At 61.1% G+C, this 19,057-nt stretch carries 19 protein-coding genes; 12 read left to right on the forward strand and 7 right to left on the reverse strand.

All coding sequences use genetic code 11. The annotated features are described in order from the left end of the window. Positions 1-5: 5 nt before the first annotated feature. From HS961_RS13560 to HS961_RS13570, 3 genes are all read right to left on the reverse strand, one after another. Entirely contained in the window at positions 6-437 is a 432-nt protein-coding gene (locus tag HS961_RS13560) for a hypothetical protein (RefSeq protein ID WP_182322771.1), read from the reverse strand. A gap of 150 nt (positions 438-587) precedes the next feature. Further along, positions 588-1,220 carry a uracil phosphoribosyltransferase gene (upp, locus tag HS961_RS13565; protein WP_021028434.1) on the reverse strand — a complete coding sequence of 211 codons (633 nt, stop codon included), beginning with the start codon at positions 1,218-1,220 and terminating at the stop codon, positions 588-590. A gap of 112 nt (positions 1,221-1,332) precedes the next feature. Continuing rightward, the gene (locus HS961_RS13570; RefSeq protein ID WP_182322773.1) at positions 1,333-2,316 is read right to left on the reverse strand and encodes a threo-3-hydroxy-L-aspartate ammonia-lyase; all 984 of its coding nucleotides are present in this window, start codon (positions 2,314-2,316) and stop codon (positions 1,333-1,335) included. A 248-nt stretch (positions 2,317-2,564) separates the two neighbouring features. On the opposite strand from HS961_RS13570, the gene HS961_RS13575 reads away from it, so the two are divergent. Both HS961_RS13575 and HS961_RS13580 read left to right on the forward strand, forming a co-directional pair. After that, positions 2,565-3,329, forward strand: coding sequence for a basic amino acid ABC transporter substrate-binding protein (locus HS961_RS13575; RefSeq protein WP_182322775.1), 765 nt, complete (start codon positions 2,565-2,567; stop codon positions 3,327-3,329). Between the two features lie 65 nt (positions 3,330-3,394). Next, positions 3,395-4,171, forward strand: a complete 777-nt coding sequence (locus HS961_RS13580; protein WP_182322777.1) for an amino acid ABC transporter permease — start codon at positions 3,395-3,397, stop codon at positions 4,169-4,171. 88 nt (positions 4,172-4,259) lie between these two features. Here the strand turns inward: HS961_RS13580 and HS961_RS13585 are convergent, their stop codons facing one another. Further along, on the reverse strand, positions 4,260-5,789 hold the full coding sequence (locus tag HS961_RS13585; protein ID WP_182322779.1) for a helicase HerA-like C-terminal domain-containing protein: 1,530 nt from the start codon (positions 5,787-5,789) through the stop codon (positions 4,260-4,262). A 78-nt stretch (positions 5,790-5,867) separates the two neighbouring features. Here HS961_RS13585 and HS961_RS13590 point away from each other — a divergent pair, with 78 nt between their 5' ends. The 9 genes from HS961_RS13590 to HS961_RS13630 all read left to right on the forward strand — a co-directional run bounded on the left by HS961_RS13590 (position 5,868) and on the right by HS961_RS13630 (position 14,607). Next, the gene (locus HS961_RS13590; RefSeq protein ID WP_182322781.1) at positions 5,868-6,587 is read left to right on the forward strand and encodes a YebC/PmpR family DNA-binding transcriptional regulator; all 720 of its coding nucleotides are present in this window, start codon (positions 5,868-5,870) and stop codon (positions 6,585-6,587) included. Next, the gene (purD, locus tag HS961_RS13595; RefSeq protein ID WP_182322783.1) at positions 6,584-7,861 is read left to right on the forward strand and encodes a phosphoribosylamine--glycine ligase; all 1,278 of its coding nucleotides are present in this window, start codon (positions 6,584-6,586) and stop codon (positions 7,859-7,861) included. The genes HS961_RS13590 and purD overlap by 4 nt, the downstream gene beginning before the upstream one ends. A gap of 29 nt (positions 7,862-7,890) precedes the next feature. Continuing rightward, entirely contained in the window at positions 7,891-8,850 is a 960-nt protein-coding gene (gene hemF, locus HS961_RS13600) for an oxygen-dependent coproporphyrinogen oxidase (RefSeq protein ID WP_182322785.1), read from the forward strand. A 212-nt stretch (positions 8,851-9,062) separates the two neighbouring features. Next, the gene (gene rsfS, locus HS961_RS13605; RefSeq protein WP_182322795.1) at positions 9,063-9,791 is read left to right on the forward strand and encodes a ribosome silencing factor; all 729 of its coding nucleotides are present in this window, start codon (positions 9,063-9,065) and stop codon (positions 9,789-9,791) included. Between the two features lie 90 nt (positions 9,792-9,881). Beyond that, entirely contained in the window at positions 9,882-10,349 is a 468-nt protein-coding gene (rlmH, locus tag HS961_RS13610) for a 23S rRNA (pseudouridine(1915)-N(3))-methyltransferase RlmH (RefSeq protein WP_182322797.1), read from the forward strand. Between the two features lie 152 nt (positions 10,350-10,501). Beyond that, positions 10,502-11,116, forward strand: coding sequence for a Maf family protein (locus HS961_RS13615; protein ID WP_182322799.1), 615 nt, complete (start codon positions 10,502-10,504; stop codon positions 11,114-11,116). Between the two features lie 21 nt (positions 11,117-11,137). Next, complete coding sequence (gene rng / locus HS961_RS13620) at positions 11,138-12,625, forward strand: ribonuclease G (protein WP_182322801.1); 1,488 nt, start codon at positions 11,138-11,140, stop codon at positions 12,623-12,625. A 192-nt stretch (positions 12,626-12,817) separates the two neighbouring features. Further along, positions 12,818-13,336: a helix-turn-helix domain-containing protein gene (locus tag HS961_RS13625; RefSeq protein ID WP_182322803.1), complete on the forward strand. Its 519-nt coding sequence runs from the start codon at positions 12,818-12,820 to the stop codon at positions 13,334-13,336. Continuing rightward, positions 13,333-14,607, forward strand: coding sequence for a type II toxin-antitoxin system HipA family toxin (locus HS961_RS13630; RefSeq protein WP_182322805.1), 1,275 nt, complete (start codon positions 13,333-13,335; stop codon positions 14,605-14,607). The genes HS961_RS13625 and HS961_RS13630 overlap by 4 nt, the downstream gene beginning before the upstream one ends. 155 nt (positions 14,608-14,762) lie before the next feature. Here HS961_RS13630 and HS961_RS13635 read toward each other — a convergent pair whose 3' ends face one another. The 3 genes from HS961_RS13635 to HS961_RS13645 all read right to left on the reverse strand — a co-directional run bounded on the left by HS961_RS13635 (position 14,763) and on the right by HS961_RS13645 (position 17,487). Next, positions 14,763-15,932 carry a pyridoxal phosphate-dependent aminotransferase gene (locus HS961_RS13635; protein WP_182322807.1) on the reverse strand — a complete coding sequence of 390 codons (1,170 nt, stop codon included), beginning with the start codon at positions 15,930-15,932 and terminating at the stop codon, positions 14,763-14,765. An 81-nt stretch (positions 15,933-16,013) separates the two neighbouring features. Next, positions 16,014-16,955, reverse strand: a complete 942-nt coding sequence (locus HS961_RS13640) for a CysB family HTH-type transcriptional regulator (RefSeq protein WP_182322809.1) — start codon at positions 16,953-16,955, stop codon at positions 16,014-16,016. 133 nt (positions 16,956-17,088) lie between these two features. Then, positions 17,089-17,487 carry a sirohydrochlorin chelatase gene (locus tag HS961_RS13645; RefSeq protein ID WP_182322811.1) on the reverse strand — a complete coding sequence of 133 codons (399 nt, stop codon included), beginning with the start codon at positions 17,485-17,487 and terminating at the stop codon, positions 17,089-17,091. A gap of 325 nt (positions 17,488-17,812) precedes the next feature. Between HS961_RS13645 and HS961_RS13650 the strand changes: the two genes are divergently transcribed. Then, positions 17,813-19,033, forward strand: a complete 1,221-nt coding sequence (locus tag HS961_RS13650) for an efflux RND transporter periplasmic adaptor subunit (protein ID WP_238347600.1) — start codon at positions 17,813-17,815, stop codon at positions 19,031-19,033. Positions 19,034-19,057: the final 24 nt, after the last annotated feature.

A 19,057-nucleotide genomic window follows, 5' to 3' on the forward strand; every position in this document is an offset into this window, starting at 1 on the left:
GCGCCTCAGCCCATGTCCGGCTTGCAGTCAAACGCGGTCTGCAGGCCATTGTTGCCGTCGGGCAGGCGTACGGCGGGCGGTGATTCGCTGGCCTCGTACACGCCCACACAATGCTGAGCAGCCAGCGCGCGTGCCAAGGCCAGCGCGGCCTTGGCCTGGGGCAGTTGCACGGCGACAAATACAATATTGCGGCCAATGCTGTAATCGGCCAGCAGGCTTTTGTCTTCGGGTGGGAGTTCTTCGCGGTAAGGGCCGCTTTGGGGTGGAAAGCGCTGCATCATGTCCAGGCACCAGGCCTTGAGCGACAAGGTGGCGACGGCCGGGTCCTCATAGTCATGGTGCTCCGGCCATTCGGTCTGCGCCTGGAACCAGAGACCAAATGCCGCGGCCTCCTTAGGGGCAGCAGCGGGCGCAAAAACCAGCAGATGGTAGCTCATGGCGGTGCCTCCAGGCGGTGATGCTCTGGACGCCATTTAACCAAAGTAGCGGTTCGCTGTATGTGAGATTTGTCTTACGCCCAGGCACTGGCTGGCAGGCTGCGGCGTGCGGCATGCCCAGCGCGTGGTGGGCATGCCATGGGGCAGGGCTTACTTGGTGCCGAAGATGCGGTCGCCCGCATCACCCAAGCCCGGCAGGATGTAGCCGTGGTCGTTGAGCTGGCGGTCCACGGCGGCCGTGTAGATGTCCACATCGGGGTGGGCGGCTTGCATGGTCTTGATGCCTTCAGGGGCGGCCAGCAGGCACATGAACTTGATGGACTTGGGCTGGCATTTGTCCTTGAGCTGCTGCACAGCGGCAGCGGCCGAGTTGCCGGTGGCCAGCATCGGGTCCACAACGATCACATCGCGTTCACCCATGTTGTCGGGCATCTTGAAGTAGTACTCAACCGGTTGCAGCGTTTCCGGATCACGGTACAGGCCGATGTGGCCGATGCGGGCGCCGGGCACCACATTCAGCATGCCGTCGAGAAAGCCATTGCCTGCGCGCAGGATGGAGACCAGCGCCAGTTTCTTGCCATCGATGACCTTGCCGACCATCTTTTCCATCGGGGTTTCGATCTCGAGATCTTGCAGCGGAAAATCGCGCGTGATCTCGTAGGCCATCAGGGTGGACAGCTCGCCGAGCATGCGGCGGAAGCTGTTGGTGGATGCTTCCTTGCGGCGCATCAGGGTGAGTTTGTGCTGGACCAGCGGGTGGTCGATAAGGTGAACGGTGCTCATGGTAGTTGCCAATGTCATTTTTGGCCGCAATGGTAGCAGCGCAGCCCTGAGGACGTGCGCTGCCGGTGAATATATTTACCGAATGGTAGGCTTTTGTTTTGGCCTGGTCTTCTCAAACGGCGTCCAGCAACTGCGCATAGCGGCCCAGGTCCACATTGCCGCCGCTGATCAGCACGCCCACGCGAGCGCCCTGCAAGTCCACACCGCCAAAGCGCGCGCCGGCCAGACTGAGCGCGCCGGTGGGTTCGACCACCATCTTCATGCGCTCGGCATAAAAGCGCATGCAGTCCGCCAGCTGCGGGTCGCTGGCGGTGACGATGTCGGTCACATCGCGGCGGATGATGGCGTAGGTAATGTCGCCCAGCGCCTGCGTTTGCGCGCCATCGGCAATGGTTTTCGGCGTGGCGATCTTGACGATCTCGCCCTTGCGCAAGGATTGCTGAGCGTCATTGCCCGCTTCGGGCTCCACGCCATACACCTTGCAGCCGGGCGCCATGGCCTTGGCTGCCAGCAAGCAGCCCGACAGCAGGCCGCCGCCGCCCAGACAGACAAACAGGTAGTCGAGCTGGGGCACGTCCTGCAGCAGCTCCATGGCACTGGTGCCCTGGCCGGCAATCACATCGGCATGGTTGTAGGGCGGAATCAAGGTCATGCCCCGTTCCTGGGCAATGCGCTGGCTGATGGCCTCGCGGTCTTCGGTGAAGCGGTCGTAGGTGATGACCTCGGCGCCATAGCCGCGCGTCGCATCGAGCTTGGCGGCCGGGGCGTCCTCGGGCATCACGATGGCGGCCGGCATGCCCAGGATGCGGGCCGACAGCGCAATCGCCTGCGCATGGTTGCCAGAGGAGAAGGCCAGTGCGCCGCGCTGCGCCTGCGCTGGCGAGAACCGGGCCAGCGCGTTGTAGCCCCCCCGGAACTTGAACGCGCCCATGCGCTGGTAGTTCTCGCATTTGAAGAAGAACTCTGCCCCCGTCAATTTGTCGAGCGTGGACGAGCGCATCACCGGCGTGCGGTGGGCAACGCCTTGCAGTCGCTGCGCGGCCGCTTGCACATCGTCAAAAGTGGGGAGGGGGGTGGCGTGGACGGAAGCGTTCATGGTCGGTCAGATGGCAGAGGCGTCGAGGGGATTCATGGTAGTGGCATTTTGGCGATTTGGTGTCGCTCTGGTGGTCCGTCTTGCAGATGGCGCTGGGCATTGGCTTGCCCAAGACCAGCGCATGCTGGCGGACAAGCTTGTCCGCAAAGCCAATACAGCGCTGGCGGCCAGACGTTGCCAGCCTTGGTCTGTAGGCCTTTACGTATAATCGGCCGCTTGTATGGGCTTATGTAGCTAAAGGTTGGGGTATGTGGAACAAAAAATTTGCGCTGGCCATCGGTGCCGCAGCGGTCTCGGTGTTGGCAGCAGGCGCTGCACAAGCGCAAGGCCGCGATCTGGTCGTGGCCTCCAGCGCCACCTACGCCCCTTTTGCCTTTGAGAACAAAGACAAGCAGATCGTGGGTTTTGACATCGACATCGTCAATGCCATCGCCAAGCAGCAAGGCATGAAGCTGCGCATCGTCAATACGCCATTCAGCAGCATCTTTGCATCGCTCAACAATGGCGATGTGGACTTTGTGATCTCGGGCGTCACCATCAACGACAAGCGCAAGCAGAGCTTTGATTTCTCCGAGCCTTACTTTGATGCCCGCCAGCTGATCGCCGTGCCCAAGGACAGCACGGTCGCATCGCTCAAGGACCTCAAGGACAAGAAAGTGTCGGTGGTTAGCGGCTCGACCGGTGACGATGTGATGAGCCGCGAAGTGGGCAAGACCAGCGGCAATATCCGCCGCTTTGAGAGCACGCCGCTGATCATCTCCGAGCTGGCCGCCGGCGGCGTGGATGCAGCGATTGGCGACAATGGCGTGATCGCCTACCGCGTCACGCAGTACCCAACGCTCAAGACGGTAGATGACGCCAGCTTCCCCAAAGAGCATTTCGGCATCGTCGTGCGCAAGGGTGACAAGGCCCTGCAAGACAAGATTAACGCCGGCCTCGCCGCTATCCGCGCCGATGGCAGCTACAACGTGATCTACAAAAAGTGGTTCAACCAGGACTACAAGCCCCAATAAGGCAGCTGCGACTTCCGCTGCAATGACGGCCCTGTGGCCGTCTTTTTGTTTGAAAGAATTGAGTGATGGACAACAACACCCCTGTGGAGTGGTTCGGCTGGTTCCGGCCCGACATCCTGGTGGAATACAAACAAATGTTCTGGCAGGGTGCGATGATCACCGTCGGCATGACGGTGGCCTGCATCATCATGGGCTGCGCCTTGGGCCTGATGCTGGCTTTGGCGCGCCTGGCCGATACGCGCCACCAGCCCTGGAAGGCCGTGTGCAAATACCTGCTGCGCTGGCCCTCGACCGCCTATGTCAGCTTTTTCCGGGGCACGCCGCTGTTTGTGCAGATCTTGCTGATGCACTTTGCGGTGATGCCCTTGTTTGTGCACCCGGTCAACGGGTTGTTCATCAGCGGTGACCTGGCGCGTACGCTCAAGCAGGACCATGGCGCGCTGATGTCCGGCGTGGTGGCCCTCACGCTCAACTCGGCCGCCTACATCTCCGAAGTGTTCCGCGCCGGCATCCAGTCCATCGCCATTGGCCAGAAGCAGGCGGGCATGTCGCTGGGCATGACGCATGGTCAGATGATGCGCTATGTGGTGATTCCGCAGGCCTTCCGCCGCATGCTGCCCCCCCTGGGCAACAACATGATCTCGCTGCTGAAGGACACCTCGCTGGTGTCCGCCATTGGCTTGGCTGAGATGGCCTATGCAGCGCGCACCGTGGCCGGCGCTTATGGCCGCTACTGGGAGCCGTATTTGGCAGTGGCACTGGCCTATTGGCTGATGACCTTTATGCTGACCTTGGGACTGCGAGCGCTGGAGAACCATTTGGCACGCGCCGACCGCAGCTGAGCTCGCAAGATCGAGGTCGCACCGTCCACGAAAAAGCCGGCATTTGAACTGCCGGCTTTTCCTTTGTCTGGTGCAGCTAGCGAGCCGCTTACTTCTTGCCGCCCATGATGCTGCCCAAGACGCCGCGCAGAATCTGGTTGCCCAGCTTGGTGCCAAAGGAGCGGGCAGTGGACTTGGCCATCGATTGCACAATGCCGTCCTTCTTGCCACCCCGAGGGCCAGTGGTGCCAAACAACATGTCGTTGAGGCTGCCCATCAGGCCGCCGTCTTCAGGCGCTGCGGCGCCCCCGGCGGCACCTGCAGCGCCTGCAGTGGTTTTGCCGCCTGCAGCGGTGGTGGCCTGGCCGGCGCGGGCTTTCAAAATCTCGTAGGCCGATTCGCGGTCCACAGCCGTGTCATAGACGCCAGCCACCAGCGAACCCTTGAGCAAGGCCTGGCGCTGCTCCGTGGTAATGGGGCCGATCTGGCTACCGGGGGGCAGCACATAGACGCGCTCAGTCACGCTGGGGCGGCCTTTTTCGTCCAGAAAGCTCACAAGAGCCTCGCCCACGGCCAGCTCGGTGATGGCGGTCTCGATGTTCAGGCCGGGGTTGGCTCGCATCGTAGTGGCCGTGGCCTTGACGGCCTTTTGGTCACGCGGCGTGAAGGCGCGCAGCGCATGCTGCACGCGGTTGCCCAGCTGGGCGAGCACGCTGTCGGGAATGTCCAGTGGGTTCTGTGTGACGAAATACACGCCCACGCCCTTGGAGCGCACGAGGCGCACCACCAGCTCAATGCGCTCTTGCAGCACCTTTGGGGCGTCATTGAACAGCAGGTGCGCCTCGTCAAAGAAGAACACCAGCTTGGGCTTGTCCGGGTCACCAATCTCGGGGAGCTTCTCGTACAAATCGGACAGCATCCACAGCAGGAAGGTGGAGTAGAGGCGCGGCGCGTTCATCAGCTTGTCGGCGGCCAGAATATTGACTACCCCTTGCGTACCAACGGTCTGCATCATGTCATCGATGTTGAGCATGGGCTCGCCAAAGAAATTGCTGCCGCCTTGCTGCTCGATCTGCAGCAGGCCGCGCTGAATGGCGCCCACGCTGGCCGAGCTGATGTTGCCGTAGTCGGTGGTGAACTGCTTGGCGTTCTCGCCCACATAGGACAGCATCGCGCGCAGGTCCTTGAGGTCGAGCAGCAGCATGCCGTTGTCATCGGCGATCTTGAACACCAAGTTGAGTACGCCCATCTGCGTGTCGTTCAAATCCAGCATGCGGCCCAGCAGCAAGGGGCCCATGTCGGAGATGGTGGCGCGCACGGGATGGCCTTGCTCGCCAAACACATCCCACAAGGTGGTGGGGCAGGCGAGGGGCTTGGGCAGGTCAATGCCGCGCTCTTGCAAAGTGGCGGCCAGTTTGCCGCCGATCTGACCGGTTTGGCTGATGCCGGTCAAATCACCTTTGATATCGGCCATGAACACGGGCACGCCAATGCCCGAGAAACCCTCGGCCAATGTCTGAAGGGTTACAGTCTTGCCCGTGCCGGTTGCGCCGGTGATGAGCCCGTGTCGATTGGCGAGGCCAGGCAGTAAAAAACACTGCGTCGTGCCATTTTTGGCAACCAGTAGGGGTTCAGCCATCGTAGGTTTCCTCTCCAGCATCAAAGTCAAAAGTAAAATCGCAGTCTAGCTAGATAAAACAATAGCAAAGGAAATTCTGTGGCAGGACACAGCAAATGGGCGAATATTCAACACCGCAAGGGTCGTCAGGACGAAAAGCGCGGCAAGGTATGGACGCGGATCATTCGTGAAATCATGGTCGCAGCGCGGCAAGGCGGGGCAGATTTGAGCGCCAACCCCCGCCTGCGTCTGGCGATCGACAAGGCCAAGGCTGCCAATATGCCGGCCGACAACATCAAGCGCAATGTGGACAAGGCCACCGGCAACCTCGAAGGCGTGACCTACGAGGAAATCCGCTACGAAGGCTATGGCATCAATGGCGCGGCCATCATTGTCGACACCATGACAGACAACCGCGTACGTACCGTGGCCGATGTGCGCCATGCGTTCAGCAAGCACGGCGGCAACATGGGCACCGAGGGCTCGGTGTCTTTCCAGTTTCAGAACGTGGGCCAGCTGGTGTTTGCCCCGGGTGCCGATGAAGACAAGATCATGGAAGTGGCGCTGGAAGCCGGCGCCGAGGACGTGATCACCGACGAGGAAGGCGCTGTCGAAGTGCTGACCCCTCCGTCAGAATTTGAGGCGGTGCGCAATGCGCTGGAGGCTGCGGGTTTCAAGCCCGAAGTGGCCGAGGTGACGATGCGGCCGGAAAATACGGTAGATCTGGATGAGGAAGGTGCGGCCAAGATGCAAAAGCTTCTGGACGCGCTGGAAGATCTGGATGATGTGCAAGATGTTTACCATAACGCGGCGCTATGAAGGTACTTGTGATTGGTGGCGGCGGCCGTGAACACGCAATGGCCTGGAAGTTGGCGCAATCGCCCAAGGTCTCCAAGGTTTATGTAGCCCCGGGCAATGCAGGCACCGCACGCGACAAGCGTCTGGAAAACCTGCCGATCACCGATGTGGTCAAGCTGCGCGAATGGGCGCAGGACAACGGTGTGCAGCTGTCCGTGGTGGGCCCCGAGGCGCCTTTGGCTGCCGGTGTGGTCGATGAATTTCGTGCCCATGGCATGAAGATTTTTGGCCCGACCAAGGCCGCTGCGCAGCTGGAAAGCTCCAAAGCCTTCTCCAAGGATTTCATGGCCCGCCATGGCATCCCGACGGCGCAGTACGCGACCTTCAGCGACCCGGTGCAGGCCCATGCCTATATCGACAAGCTGGGCGCGCCTATTGTGGTCAAGGCCGATGGCCTGGCCGCTGGCAAGGGTGTGGTGGTAGCCACCACCGCCCAAGAAGCCCACGATGCGGTGGACTTCATGCTGGTGGACAACAAATACGGCGTGGCCCATAACGATGGTGGCGCCCGCGTGGTGATCGAGGAATTCCTCGATGGCGAGGAAGCCAGCTTTATCGTGCTGTGCGACGGCAAGAGCGTGACGGCCCTGGCAACCAGCCAAGACCACAAACGCTTGAAGGATGGCGACCAGGGCCCCAACACCGGTGGCATGGGTGCTTATTCGCCTGCACCCGTGGTGACGGCCGATGTGCATGCCCGCGCGATGCGCGAGATCATTCTGCCAACCATCCGTGGTATGGAAAAAGACGGTATTACCTATACCGGATTTTTGTATGCGGGCCTGATGATCGACAAGGCGGGCCACCTCAAGACCTTGGAGTTCAACTGCCGCATGGGCGATCCGGAAACCCAGCCGATCATGATGCGGCTTAAGAGCGATCTGGTCGATGTGATGCAGGCTGCTACCGATGGCAAGCTCGACCAGATCGAGCTGCAATGGGACCGCCGTACCGCGCTGGGTGTGGTGATGGCTGCCCATGGCTACCCTGATGCACCGCGCAAGGGTGATGTGATCAGCGGTTTGCCTGAGGACGAGGACGAAGTCATGGTCTTCCATGCCGGCACGACGGTGCAAGACGGCAAGCCCGTTACCAGCGGTGGCCGCGTACTCTGCGTCACCGCCTTGGCTGACAACGTCAAGCAGGCGCAGCAGCGGGTGTATGCCACTGCAGCGCAAGTGCATTTCGATGGCGCGCAATACCGCCACGACATCGGCTACCGCGCGGTCAAGTGATCGCCGTGTTCCTGCATTGAGGATAGACCGTGCTGCCCACTTCCGTTGACCAAGTGAGCGCCGGGCCGCAGGCCCAGGCGGTTGCCAGCTACCTGCAGGCGCTGCAATCCTCGATCACCGAGGCGGTGCTGGCATTGGAGCGCGAAGCAGGCAGCAAGGCCAGCTTTGTAGCCGACCCTTGGCAAAAACCGCCAGGAGAAAAGCTGCAAGGCCAGGGCCTGACCAAGATCCTGGAAGGTGGCGCCGTGTTTGAGCGTGCCGGCGTGGGCTTCTCGCAAGTGCGGGGCCCGCAGCTGCCACCCTCGGCCACCCAGCACCGGCCCGAGCTGGCCGGCGCGCCTTTCACCGCCATGGGCGTGTCTTTGGTCTTTCATCCGCGCAACCCCTATGTGCCAACGGTGCATATGAATGTGCGCATGATTGCCGCCGGTCATCCGGGCCAGCCTGCTACCTGCTGGTTTGGCGGCGGCATGGATTTGACGCCGTTCTACCCCTTTGCCGAGGATGCGGTGCATTTTCACCAAACCTGCCACGATGCGGTGGCACCGTTTGGTGCAGATCTGTACCCACGCTTCAAGCAGTGGTGTGATAGCTACTTCTTCCTGAAGCACCGCCAAGAGGCACGTGGCATCGGCGGCATCTTTTTTGATGATTTCTCCGAGCAGGGCTTTGACGGCGGTTTTGCCATGTTGCAGTCGGTGGGGGATGCTTTCCTCCAAGCCTATTTGCCCATCGTCCAGCGCCGCAAAGCGCTGGCCTATGGCGAGCGCGAGCGCGAGTTTCAGCTCTACCGGCGCGGGCGCTATGTGGAGTTCAACCTGGTCTGGGACCGGGGCACGCATTTTGGCTTGCAGTCGGGCGGGCGTACTGAATCGATCCTGTTGTCGATGCCACCCCTTGCCAGCTGGAGCTACCAGCGGCAGGACCCGCAGGGCTCGCCTGAAGAGCGCTTGCTGTCGGAGTTTTTGCAGCCGCGCGACTGGATATAGCCCGGCCATTCAGCGGCAAGAGGGCCATCGCTGCGGGTTTTTCACGCAGCTTGCGTATAATCGCCCCTACGCTGCAAATGCGCGCATCCCTTTCGGCTTGTAGCGCGGCAGCTTCTTTGCAAGGCGTAGCCCTTTTGTCACTGCGTGTTGACGCGATCAACAATAACTGCAACACGCGCTATAGTAGAACCACTTTCATCCATCAACAACTGATGACCACCGTCAAAAAAACCGAATCCACCGCCAAGAAATCCGTGCAATTGCTGCAGCGTGCCATCGTTGATGGTCTGGAGGATGTGAAAGCGCAAGATATCCAGGTTTTCGATACCGAGCACCTGTCGCCGCTGTTTGAGCGCGTGATCGTGGCCTCCGGCACCTCGAACCGCCAGACCAAGGCGCTGGCCGCCAGCGTCAAGGATGCCGTCAAGGAAGCTGGCTTCCCCAAGCCGCGCACCGAGGGTGAAGGCAATGGCGAGTGGATCATTGTCGATTGCGGGTCCGTCGTGGCTCACATCATGCAGCCGATGATTCGCCAGTACTACCGTCTCGAAGAGATGTGGGGCGACTTGCCCGTGCGTCTGAAGCTGGGTGCCCCCAAGCCCAAGGCGGCCAAGGCCGAGCTGGATGGCGATGCAGAGGCCAAGCCCAAGAAAAAGCCTGCTGCACGCAAGGCCGCTGACGCTTCCGCCGATGCAGATGCACCGGTGAAGAAGGCCGCGCCCAAGAAGACTGCGGTCAAGAAGATCTCTGGCACCGTGGCTAAAAAGCCTGCTGCCAAGAAGAGCTCGGCTGCCGCCACCGTGAAGACCGTGGTCGTCAACAAGCCTAAGGCCAGCAAGCCAGCAGCCAAGTCGGCAGTGGCCAAGGCACCTGCAAAGGCAGCTGCCAAAACCGCCGCTAAAAAGCCCGCCGCCAAGCGCGCGCCTAGCAAGGCCAAATAAAAGCCCGCACGCGCTGCGTGCCAGCGCGTGAAAGCGCACAGAGAGCTGTACTGCCAGGCAGGACAGCTCTTTTTTCTTTGGAGCATTCCGATGAAGATATTCATTGTCGCGGTGGGCCAGCATGTGCCCGATTGGGCGCAGACCGCCTATGACGACTACGCCAAACGTTTCCCGCCCGAGCTGAAGGTGGAGTTGAAGGCGGTGAAGACCGAGCCGCGCGGCTCCAAAACGGTGGAGACCCTGTATGCCGCCGAGCGCAAGCGCATCGAGGCGGCGATACCGCGCGGCACACGCATTGTGGCGCTCGATGAGCGCGGCACCAACCTGACCACCAAGGCGCTGGCCCAGCGGGTCAAAGGCTGGCAGTTGGAAGGCGATGATGTGGCGCTGATCATTGGCGGCCCGGATGGCCTGGACCCCGAGTTCAAGGCCGCCGCGCACGAGCGCATCCGCCTGTCTGACATGACCTTGCCGCATGCAATGGTGCGGGTGCTGCTGATCGAGCAGCTCTACCGCGCCTGGTCGGTCAATGCCGGCCACCCTTACCACCGCGAATAGCCGCGAAGCGGTGCTTGCAGGCCTGCGAGGCTGCTGCAATCCCCGCGCTTGCCAGTGGGCGGCTGGATGCGTTATGCTGCAAAAATAATAGCTGCTTGTGCTTGATAGATGGGCGCAGGCGCTTGTTTCAAATCAACGCCTCCGCTCCCACCATGCCATCCTTTGTCTACCTGGCCTCGCAATCCCCCCGCCGCCGTCAACTGCTGGAGCAGATCGGTGTAGACCACCGTTTGCTCATCGCCCAGGATGACGATCCCGAGCCCCAGGACCCTGAAGCGCTGGAGCTGGTGCTGGCCCGTGAATCGGCGACTGACTATGTGCAGCGGGTGACAGGGCTGAAGCTGGATGCCGCACTGGCCCGGCTGGAGCGGCGCGGCCTGGATGTGGCGCCGGTGTTGTGCTCCGACACCACCGTGTCTTTAGGCCGGCAGATACTGGGCAAGCCCGAGACGCCTGAGCACGCCAGGGAGATGCTGCAAGCGCTGAGCGGCAAGACCCACCGGGTGCTGACTGCCGTGGCCCTGCAAAGCGGGCGCAAGCGTCTGACGACCCTCTCCGTCTCCAGCGTGCAATTCGCCCCGATGGATGCCGCGCAAATTGATGCCTATGTGGCCAGTGGCGAGCCCATGGGCAAAGCCGGCGCTTACGGCGTGCAGGGCCGGGCGGCGGCCTACATTGCCAAGATCAGTGGCAGCTATTCGGGCATCATGGGGCTGCCAGTGTTTGAGACTGCCAACCTGCTGCGCGCAGCCGGCTTTGCTATCTAAGGCCATCTAAGAATGACTTCTATGCAAAATGATATTTTGATCAACTGGGCGCCGCAGGAGACACGCGTGGCCATCATCGAGGGCGGCTCTGTGCAGGAGCTGCACCACGAGCGCACCCTGGAGCGTGGCCTGGTCGGCAATGTCTACCTGGGCAAGGTCTCGCGCGTGCTGCCGGGCATGCAGTCCGCGTTTATTGATATTGGACTGGAACGCGCCGCTTTTCTGCATGTGGCCGATGTCTGGCAGCGGCAGGAAGGGGGCCTGGCGCCCATGTTTGCCCGCAAGGGCGAGCCCCAGGTGCCGATTGAAAAGCAGGTGTTCGAGGGCCAGTCGATCATGGTGCAGGTCATCAAGGACCCGATTGGTACCAAGGGCGCCCGCCTGTCCACGCAGATCAGCGTAGCGGGCCGCCTGCTGGTATTTTTGCCCCAGGACGACCATATCGGCGTATCGCAAAAGATTCCTCAGAACGAGCGCGACGCTCTGCGGGCGCGCTTGCAAGCGCTCGTGGGCACGGCCGACACCGGCGGTGGTGGCGGTTTTATTTTGCGCACCAATGGCGAGGACTCCAGCGACGACGAGCTGGCCGAAGACATTGGCTACCTGCGCAAGGTCTGGAAGCGCATCAAGGACAGCGCCGCCAAGCAGGCGGCCAAGACCTTGCTGCACCAGGACCTGAGCCTCATGCAGCGCGTGCTGCGCGATATGGTGACGGAGAACACGCAGTCGATCCGCATTGATTCCCGCGAGCAATTTGCGCTGTTGCAGCAGTTTGGCCAAGAATTTATGCCTGCTGCGCTGCCCAAATTGCAGCTGTACAAAGGCGAGCGCCCCATCTTCGACCTGTATTCGGTGGATGAAGAGATCGCGCGGGCCCTGGGTCGGCGGGTGGATTTAAAGTCTGGTGGCTACCTGGTGGTGGACCAGACGGAAGCCTTGACCACCGTCGATGTGAACACCGGCGGTTATGTCGGTGCACGCAATTTTGACGACACCATCTTCAAGACCAACCTGGAAGCGGCCCACGCCATTGCCCGCCAGCTGCGGCTGCGCAACCTGGGCGGCATCATCATCGTGGACTTTATCGACATGGTACGTGAGGACCACCAGGCGCAGGTGCTGAGCGAGCTGCGCAAGCAGCTGCAGCGTGACCGGGTCAAAACCATGTGCGGTGAGTTCTCGCAGCTCGGTCTGGTGGAGATGACGCGCAAGCGCACCCGCGAATCACTGGCCCATATGCTGTGTACCTCTTGCCCCGTCTGCAGCGGCGTGGGTGAGGTCAAGACGGTACGCACCGTCTGCTACGACATCCTGCGCGAGATTCTGCGCGAAGCGCGCCAGTTCAACCCCAAGGAATTCCGCGTGCTCGCCGCCCCTCCGGTGATCGAGATGCTGCTGGACGAAGAAAGCCAGCACCTGGCCGGTCTGTCCGACTTTATCGGCAAGCCCATCTCGCTGCATGCCGAGGGGCGGGATGGCTCGGACCAGTACGATATCGTGCTGCTTTGATCCGCAGCGTCGCATCAAAAGCGGATTGATCAAAAAGTGCAATTATTTTGCACTTCTTCTAGCTGTAAATTTAAAAATATTGCCTCTTTTGCCATTGGTTATAGCGTTGTGCCAGAAATAATCTGGTAGATCGGTTTATAAAGTGCTAGTATTCTTTCATCAATGGTTGAAAAATGATGAAATATTAGCGCTATGGCCAAGAAGACCGCTCCTCTTTTGCCCTCGACCACCAAGCTCCTTGTAGAGTTTGGGGAGCGGCTCAAGCTTGCGCGCCTGCGCAGAAGGCTGACGGCCAAGCAGGTGGCAGAGCGTGCCGGCATGACCCCGATGACCTTGCGCTCCTTGGAAGCCGGAGGGTCTGGCGTGACGATCGGTGCCTATTTATCAGTGATGCAGGTCCTTGGACTGGCCAACGATTTGGCCATGCTTGCCACGGAGGACCAACTGGGCCGCCAGCTCCAGGATGCACGCTTGGTCAAAAGCGAGACTGCACAGTCTGCCCCAGCCCCGCACTTGGTCAGCGAGCCGATGAAAAGCGGCTCCTCACGCAAATCGGTGAGGGCACCGGCGGCGAAGAATGACATGCCGACCACCGCTTCATCCTTGCCACCCACTGGCACTCCAGCAGATGCTTTCGGGGATACGAAAACCACAGCGACGCTGAGCGCCTTGCTGAAAAAGAGCACACGTAAGGGGGCTGCTGAATCATGAGCAAGATAGCGGTCTATGCGGACTGGGAGGGGCTGCAAAGGCCACAGCGCTTGGGTTTTCTGCACAGTCGCCGAACGCGCGCGACGGAGCTGTTTGAATTCGAGTACGACGCCAAGGCGCTGGGAGAACCGCTTCTTGGCGGTGTACTCTTGGATCCAAATCTTCAGGCGTTCAGCGGGCCACAGTATCCCCCTGCACCCAGAGACAAGTTCGGCGTCTTCGATGATTCAAGCCCGGATCGTTGGGGGCGCAAACTGATGGATCGACGATTTGAGCGTGAGAAGCGGGTAGGGTTATGGTCGGCGGATGCCCGCCTCTACGAATCCGATTACCTGTTGGGTGTGCACGACCAGTACCGCGTGGGTGCCTTGCGCTACAGGTTGGAGGACGAGGGCAGTTTCCTCGATGACCGGATCGACATGGCAGCGCCGCCTTTCACAGAGATTCGCGCTCTGGAGCAAGCCAGCCGTGGCTTGGAGCAGGACCCTGACAATATGGCGGCGCAGGGACAGGACTGGCTTCGGATGCTGATTGCACCAGGGGGCTCGCTGGGCGGCGCCAGGCCAAAGGCAAGCGTCATTGACGATGCAGGGCGCCTGCACATCGCCAAGTTTCCCAGCATTAAAGACAGCTATGACGTCGGCGGCTGGGAAATGGTGGTGAATGCGCTTGCACACGGCTGCGGCATACAGGTGGCGCCCGCACAGGCACGCAGATTTGCCAGCAGTTACCACTGCTTTATGGTGACCCGCTTTGACCGGACGGGCAGCGGGAAGCGGCTACATTTTGCTTCCGCCATGACGATGACAGGCCACAAAGACGGCGATGATGCCTCGACCGGGGTGAGCTATCTGGAGCTGGCGGAAGTCATCATGCGGCAGGGCGCACAGCCCAAGCAGGATCTGAAAGAACTCTGGTCGCGCATCGCCTTCAACCTGCTTGTCTCCAATACAGACGACCACCTTCGTAACCACGGCTTTATTCTCGTGCCGGGCAAGGGCTGGAAGCTGTCGCAGGCCTATGACATGAACCCGGTGGCCCACGCAGATGGGCTGAAGCTCAACATCACGGATGCGGACAATGCACTCGATCTTGAGCTGGCTCGGGAAGTCGCTGGATATTTCCGCATGGGCCTCCATCAGGCCGACGAGACCATTGATGCATTCCGAGACACCGTCCGTCAATGGCGCGCAGTTGCGTCGCATGTGGGTCTATCGGCGAGTGAACAGGAGCGGATGGCAGGCGCCTTCCGGCTGGCCGATGGGGATTGAGGCCGAGGTGTTCGCCTGCGGAGCGGTCGAAATTGGCGGGACAAGTCAGCCAACCTGCGGATGAGCGGTGATCCGGGTGGCTGTCTTCAATGGTTGGGGTGCTGCTGCCCCCTTTTCTCTCGCCTAACCCACATCAGCTGCGGATTTGAAACCCATTAAAGCTTGCGCAGGCGCTCCAAAGCCGCCAGCAAGGTCTCGTCCTTTTTCGCAAAGCAAAAACGCACCACCTGCTGGTCAAAGCCATCGCCATAGAAGGCCGACAGCGGGATCGCAGCCACGCCGAGGTCCTTGACCAGTTGCTGGCAGAAGTCGGACTCATTGGCGTCGGTGACGTCCGAGATGTCCACGCACTGGAAATAGGTGCCAGAGCTGGGCAGCAGTTGCAGACGTGAGCCTTCAAGACCGGCGCGGAACAGGTCGCGCTTCTTCTGGTAGAAGGCGGGCAGGTCCAGGTACGGGGCAGGATTTTTCAGGTATTCGGCCAGGCCCACTTGCATGGGGGTGTTGACGGTGAAGACATTGAACTGGTGCACCTTGCGAAATTCTGCGGTCAGGGGCGCAGGCGCGGCGACAGTAGCCACCTTCCAGCCGGTCACGTGGAAGGTCTTGCCAAAGCTGCTGACCACATAGGCGCGTGCAGCTAGGCCGGGGTAGCGCGATGCGCTCTCATGGCGCTCGCCATCGAACACCATGTGCTCATAGACCTCATCGGCCAGCAGCAGGATGTCGGTTGGGGCCAGCAGGTCTTCGAGTTGCTGCATCTCCTGCGCCGTCCAGGTGGTCCCGCTGGGGTTGTGGGGGGTGTTGATGAGCAGCAGGCGGGTTTTGGGCGTGATGGCTGCTGCTATCTTGCCAAAGTCGGGGCGGAAGGTTTTGGGCGTCAGAGGCACGCGCACTGGCACGCCGCTTGCCAGCAGAATGTTGGGCACATAGCTGTCATAGCAGGGGTCCAGCACGATGACTTCATCGCCCGGGCTGACGCAGCTGAGAATGATGGTGAGGATGGCCTGGGTCGCGCCAGCGGTGATGGTGATTTCGCTGTTGGCGTCGTAGCGCTTCCCGTAGAGGGCTTCAATTTTCTGCGCCACCACCTCGCGCAATGCCGGCACGCCTGTCATCGGTGGGTACTGGTTGTGGCCGGCCTGCATAGCGCGGCTAACACTGTCGAGCAAGGCCGGGTCACAGCCAAAATCCGGAAAACCCTGGCCCAGATTGACGGCCTTGTGCTCAGTGGCCAGCGCCGACATCACGGTAAAGATGGTGGTGCCCACATGCGGCAGGCGGCTGGGGAAGGAGGGCGTGTTAGAGAGGGCAGAGACGGACATGGCTGGCGGAGATAGACAGAGAAACGCGGCCAGCAGACAGGGCTAGGCCGCAAACCAAGAATGTTGCGAAAGGCTGGCAGATCAGAGTTCGTAGTCGGCCACATGGCCGACCATGGCACGGCCGATCAGATCACGGCTCAGGCGATCGCTGATCAGCTCAGCAAATTTGTAGACAAAATTGCGCATATAAGCGCCGCGCTTGAAGGCCACCCGGGCCACGCTCTCGCCAAACAGATGACCCATGGGGCGCACCGCCAGGTCCTTGATGGGGTCGTCGCGCATGGCCATCTCGGCGACGATGCCGATACCCAGACCCAAACGCACATAGGTCTTGATCACATCGGAATCAATCGCTTCGAGCACGATCTTGGGCGTCAACTGGCGGGCTGCCATCGCCGCATCGATCTTGCCCCGGCCGGTGAATGACGGGTGGTAGGTGATCAGCGGCTCGGCCGCAATGTCTTCCAGATTGATGCGTTCTTTTTGTGCCAGCGGATGTTGGTGCGGCATCACCAGCACATGCTGCCATTCGTAGCAGGGCAGGGTCACCAGCTCTGGGTAGTCGGCCAGCGATTCGGTCGCCATGCCTATGTCGGCCTGCTCGTCGATCACCATGCGCGCCACTTCGGCGGGCGTGGCTTGGTGCAGGCTGACCGTCACCTTGGGGTAGTGCTCGCGCAGCCGCGCCACGGGGGTGGGCAGCACATAGCGGGCCTGCGTGTGGGTGGTGGCGATGGAGAGGGTGCCGCTGTCTTGCGCGCTGTACTGGTCGCCGATGCGTTTGAGGTTGCCGACCTCGCGCATGATGATCTCGATGCTCTTGAGCACTTGCTGACCCGGCTCGGTGATGCGTTTGAGGCGCTTGCCGTGGCGCGCAAAGATATCAATGCCCAGCTCTTCTTCCAGCTCGATGATGGCTTTAGAGACGCCCGGCTGGGAGGTGTGCAGGGCCTTGGCAGCCTCGGTCAAATTGAGGTTGCGGCGTGCGGCCTCTTGCACAAAGCGGAACTGATGCAGGTTCATACAATGATTCGGAATATGAATTTACATCATTATGCTTGAATGGAATATAAAAAACAGCCCGCTGGCAGAGACCTGCTTCCCGAGACGGAATTTTTAGCATTCTCACCGGGCAGTCGCGCCTTTGGTGAACCTGTCAGCTGGCAGCTTGCAGGTACTCGCCCGCCATGCCTGCCAACAATTGGATGACCCGGGCATCCTCGCCCATCGCGGGCGCGATCTGCAGCTTCAACTGCGGGTACTGCGGCGCGAGTTCGTTCACCAAGGCCGGAATATCTTCACTGGCATGTTTGCCCACGCCAAACAGCAATGGCCAGATGGTGATGTGTTGCAGCTGCGGGTGGGCTTGCAGCAATTGTGCAACGGCAGGGCCCAGCGGCGGATCGCACCAATCCAGATAGGCACATGCAACGGCCGCTTTCGGCTGCGCCTGCTGTACTTGCGCCAACAGATGCTCTGCATTGCGGCGCCAAACCGGATCTTTGGAGCCATGGGACAACAGAATCAGACCGAAAGCAGGAGAGGAGGGGGGCATGGTAGGCAAGGCGGATGGATGATGGGTAAGTGTTTGCGGCTGTAAAGCTTGGAACCTTTGAACATTATCGCTTTCCCATACCGGGGCCTGATTTAGCGCCTGCGCAGATACCGCATGTAGCAAAATGTACAGCTTGGCCGCCTGGATGCAGAAAACCTGCCAATCCCGTGCAACGCTTTACACTGCCTACATATTTAGCTGTAAAAATAGTAGTTTGCTCTACCTCAAGACAAAACTGATGATGCCGGATGTTTCCAATTTTTCGCGCCAGACCCTGGCACCGTTTCAATCTTTGGCAACCGTCGGAAAGCGTCATCCCTCCCGCATGCTCGGCCATGCTGGCCGCGTAGCCGTATTGGCAGCGGCAGTCACTGCGCTTGCCGCGTGCTCCGACAAAGCAGCGCCCACCGCAGCCGCGCCCCCGGCGCCGGAAGTCGGCGTCATCACCGTGCAGTCCTCATCGCAGCAACTGACGGCCGAGCTGCCCGGCCGCACCAGCGCTTTCATGATGGCGGAGATCCGCCCCCAGGCCAATGGCATTGTGGAAAAGCGCTTGTTCACTGAAGGCGCTGCCGTCAAGGCCGGCCAGGCGCTCTACCAGTTGGATGCCCGCCCTGCGCAGGCGGCGGTCAACAGCGCCGAAGCGGCAGTCGCCAAGGCCAATGCATCGGCCCAGACCGCGCGCAGCAATGCGGCGCGCAACAGCGAGCTGGTCAAGATCGATGCCATCAGCCGCCAGGTGTTTGACGACAGCCAGGCGCTGGTAGCCCAGACGGCCTCCGATGTGGCCGTCGCAAAAGCCGCCTTGGACAACGCCCGCATCAACCTGCAGTACACCCGCATCAGCTCCCCGATTGCCGGCAAGGTCAGCACCTCGGCCGTGACGCCCGGTGCGCTGGTCACCGCCAACCAGGCCACGGCGCTTACCACCGTGGTGCAGCTCGATCCGATGTATGTGGACTTCACCCAGTCCAGCACCGAGATGCTGCAGTTGCAGCGCGATTTGAAGGCCGGGCGCTTTCAGCGCCTCGATGGTGACCAGATCCCGGTGCGCATCCGCCTCGATGACGGCACCGAATACAACCACGAAGCCAAGCTCAAGTTCTCTGGCGTGATCGTCAGTGCTACGACGGGTACCGTCACCCTGCGCGCCCAGGTCCCCAATCCGGATGGCGTGCTGATGCCCAATATGTATGTGCAGGCGCTGCTGCCAACGGCCGTGGCGCCGGATGCCTTGCTGGTGCCCCAGCAATCGGTGGTGCGCGACCTGACGGGCAAACCCACCGTGTTTGTGGTGACGGCCGAGGACAAGGTGCAAAAGCGCGCACTGCAGCTGGATCGCGCCGTGGGCAGCCAGTGGCTGGTGGGCAGTGGCCTCAAATCGGGAGAGCGCGTGGTGGTCGATGGCTTCCAGCGCGTGAAGGATGGTGACAAGGTCAGGATCACCGAGGTGGATCTGAAAGCCCAGGCCGAGCGCGTGCGCAGCCCTGGACGCGTGCCCGGCCAGGCCGCAGCGCCGGCCCCGGCCCCGGCTGCCGCCCAGTAAGACACCCCAGAATCCAAGGCTGCA

The organism is Comamonas piscis (assembly GCF_014109725.1).
GTDB classification, from domain to species: Bacteria; Pseudomonadota; Gammaproteobacteria; order Burkholderiales; family Burkholderiaceae_C; genus Comamonas; species Comamonas piscis.

Coding starts and splice junctions, on each gene's coding strand:
- HS961_RS13560 (WP_182322771.1), bottom strand. CDS start 437: ATGAGCTACCATCTGCTGGTTTTTGCGCCCGCTGCTGCCCCTAAGGAG.
- upp (WP_021028434.1), bottom strand. CDS start 1,220: ATGAGCACCGTTCACCTTATCGACCACCCGCTGGTCCAGCACAAACTC.
- HS961_RS13570 (WP_182322773.1), bottom strand. CDS start 2,316: ATGAACGCTTCCGTCCACGCCACCCCCCTCCCCACTTTTGACGATGTG.
- HS961_RS13575 (WP_182322775.1), top strand. CDS start 2,565: ATGTGGAACAAAAAATTTGCGCTGGCCATCGGTGCCGCAGCGGTCTCG.
- HS961_RS13580 (WP_182322777.1), top strand. CDS start 3,395: ATGGACAACAACACCCCTGTGGAGTGGTTCGGCTGGTTCCGGCCCGAC.
- HS961_RS13585 (WP_182322779.1), bottom strand. CDS start 5,789: ATGGCTGAACCCCTACTGGTTGCCAAAAATGGCACGACGCAGTGTTTT.
- purD (WP_182322783.1), top strand. CDS start 6,584: ATGAAGGTACTTGTGATTGGTGGCGGCGGCCGTGAACACGCAATGGCC.
- rsfS (WP_182322795.1), top strand. CDS start 9,063: ATGACCACCGTCAAAAAAACCGAATCCACCGCCAAGAAATCCGTGCAA.
- rlmH (WP_182322797.1), top strand. CDS start 9,882: ATGAAGATATTCATTGTCGCGGTGGGCCAGCATGTGCCCGATTGGGCG.
- HS961_RS13615 (WP_182322799.1), top strand. CDS start 10,502: ATGCCATCCTTTGTCTACCTGGCCTCGCAATCCCCCCGCCGCCGTCAA.
- rng (WP_182322801.1), top strand. CDS start 11,138: ATGCAAAATGATATTTTGATCAACTGGGCGCCGCAGGAGACACGCGTG.
- HS961_RS13625 (WP_182322803.1), top strand. CDS start 12,818: ATGGCCAAGAAGACCGCTCCTCTTTTGCCCTCGACCACCAAGCTCCTT.
- HS961_RS13630 (WP_182322805.1), top strand. CDS start 13,333: ATGAGCAAGATAGCGGTCTATGCGGACTGGGAGGGGCTGCAAAGGCCA.
- HS961_RS13635 (WP_182322807.1), bottom strand. CDS start 15,932: ATGTCCGTCTCTGCCCTCTCTAACACGCCCTCCTTCCCCAGCCGCCTG.
- HS961_RS13640 (WP_182322809.1), bottom strand. CDS start 16,955: ATGAACCTGCATCAGTTCCGCTTTGTGCAAGAGGCCGCACGCCGCAAC.
- HS961_RS13645 (WP_182322811.1), bottom strand. CDS start 17,487: ATGCCCCCCTCCTCTCCTGCTTTCGGTCTGATTCTGTTGTCCCATGGC.
- HS961_RS13650 (WP_238347600.1), top strand. CDS start 17,813: ATGCTCGGCCATGCTGGCCGCGTAGCCGTATTGGCAGCGGCAGTCACT.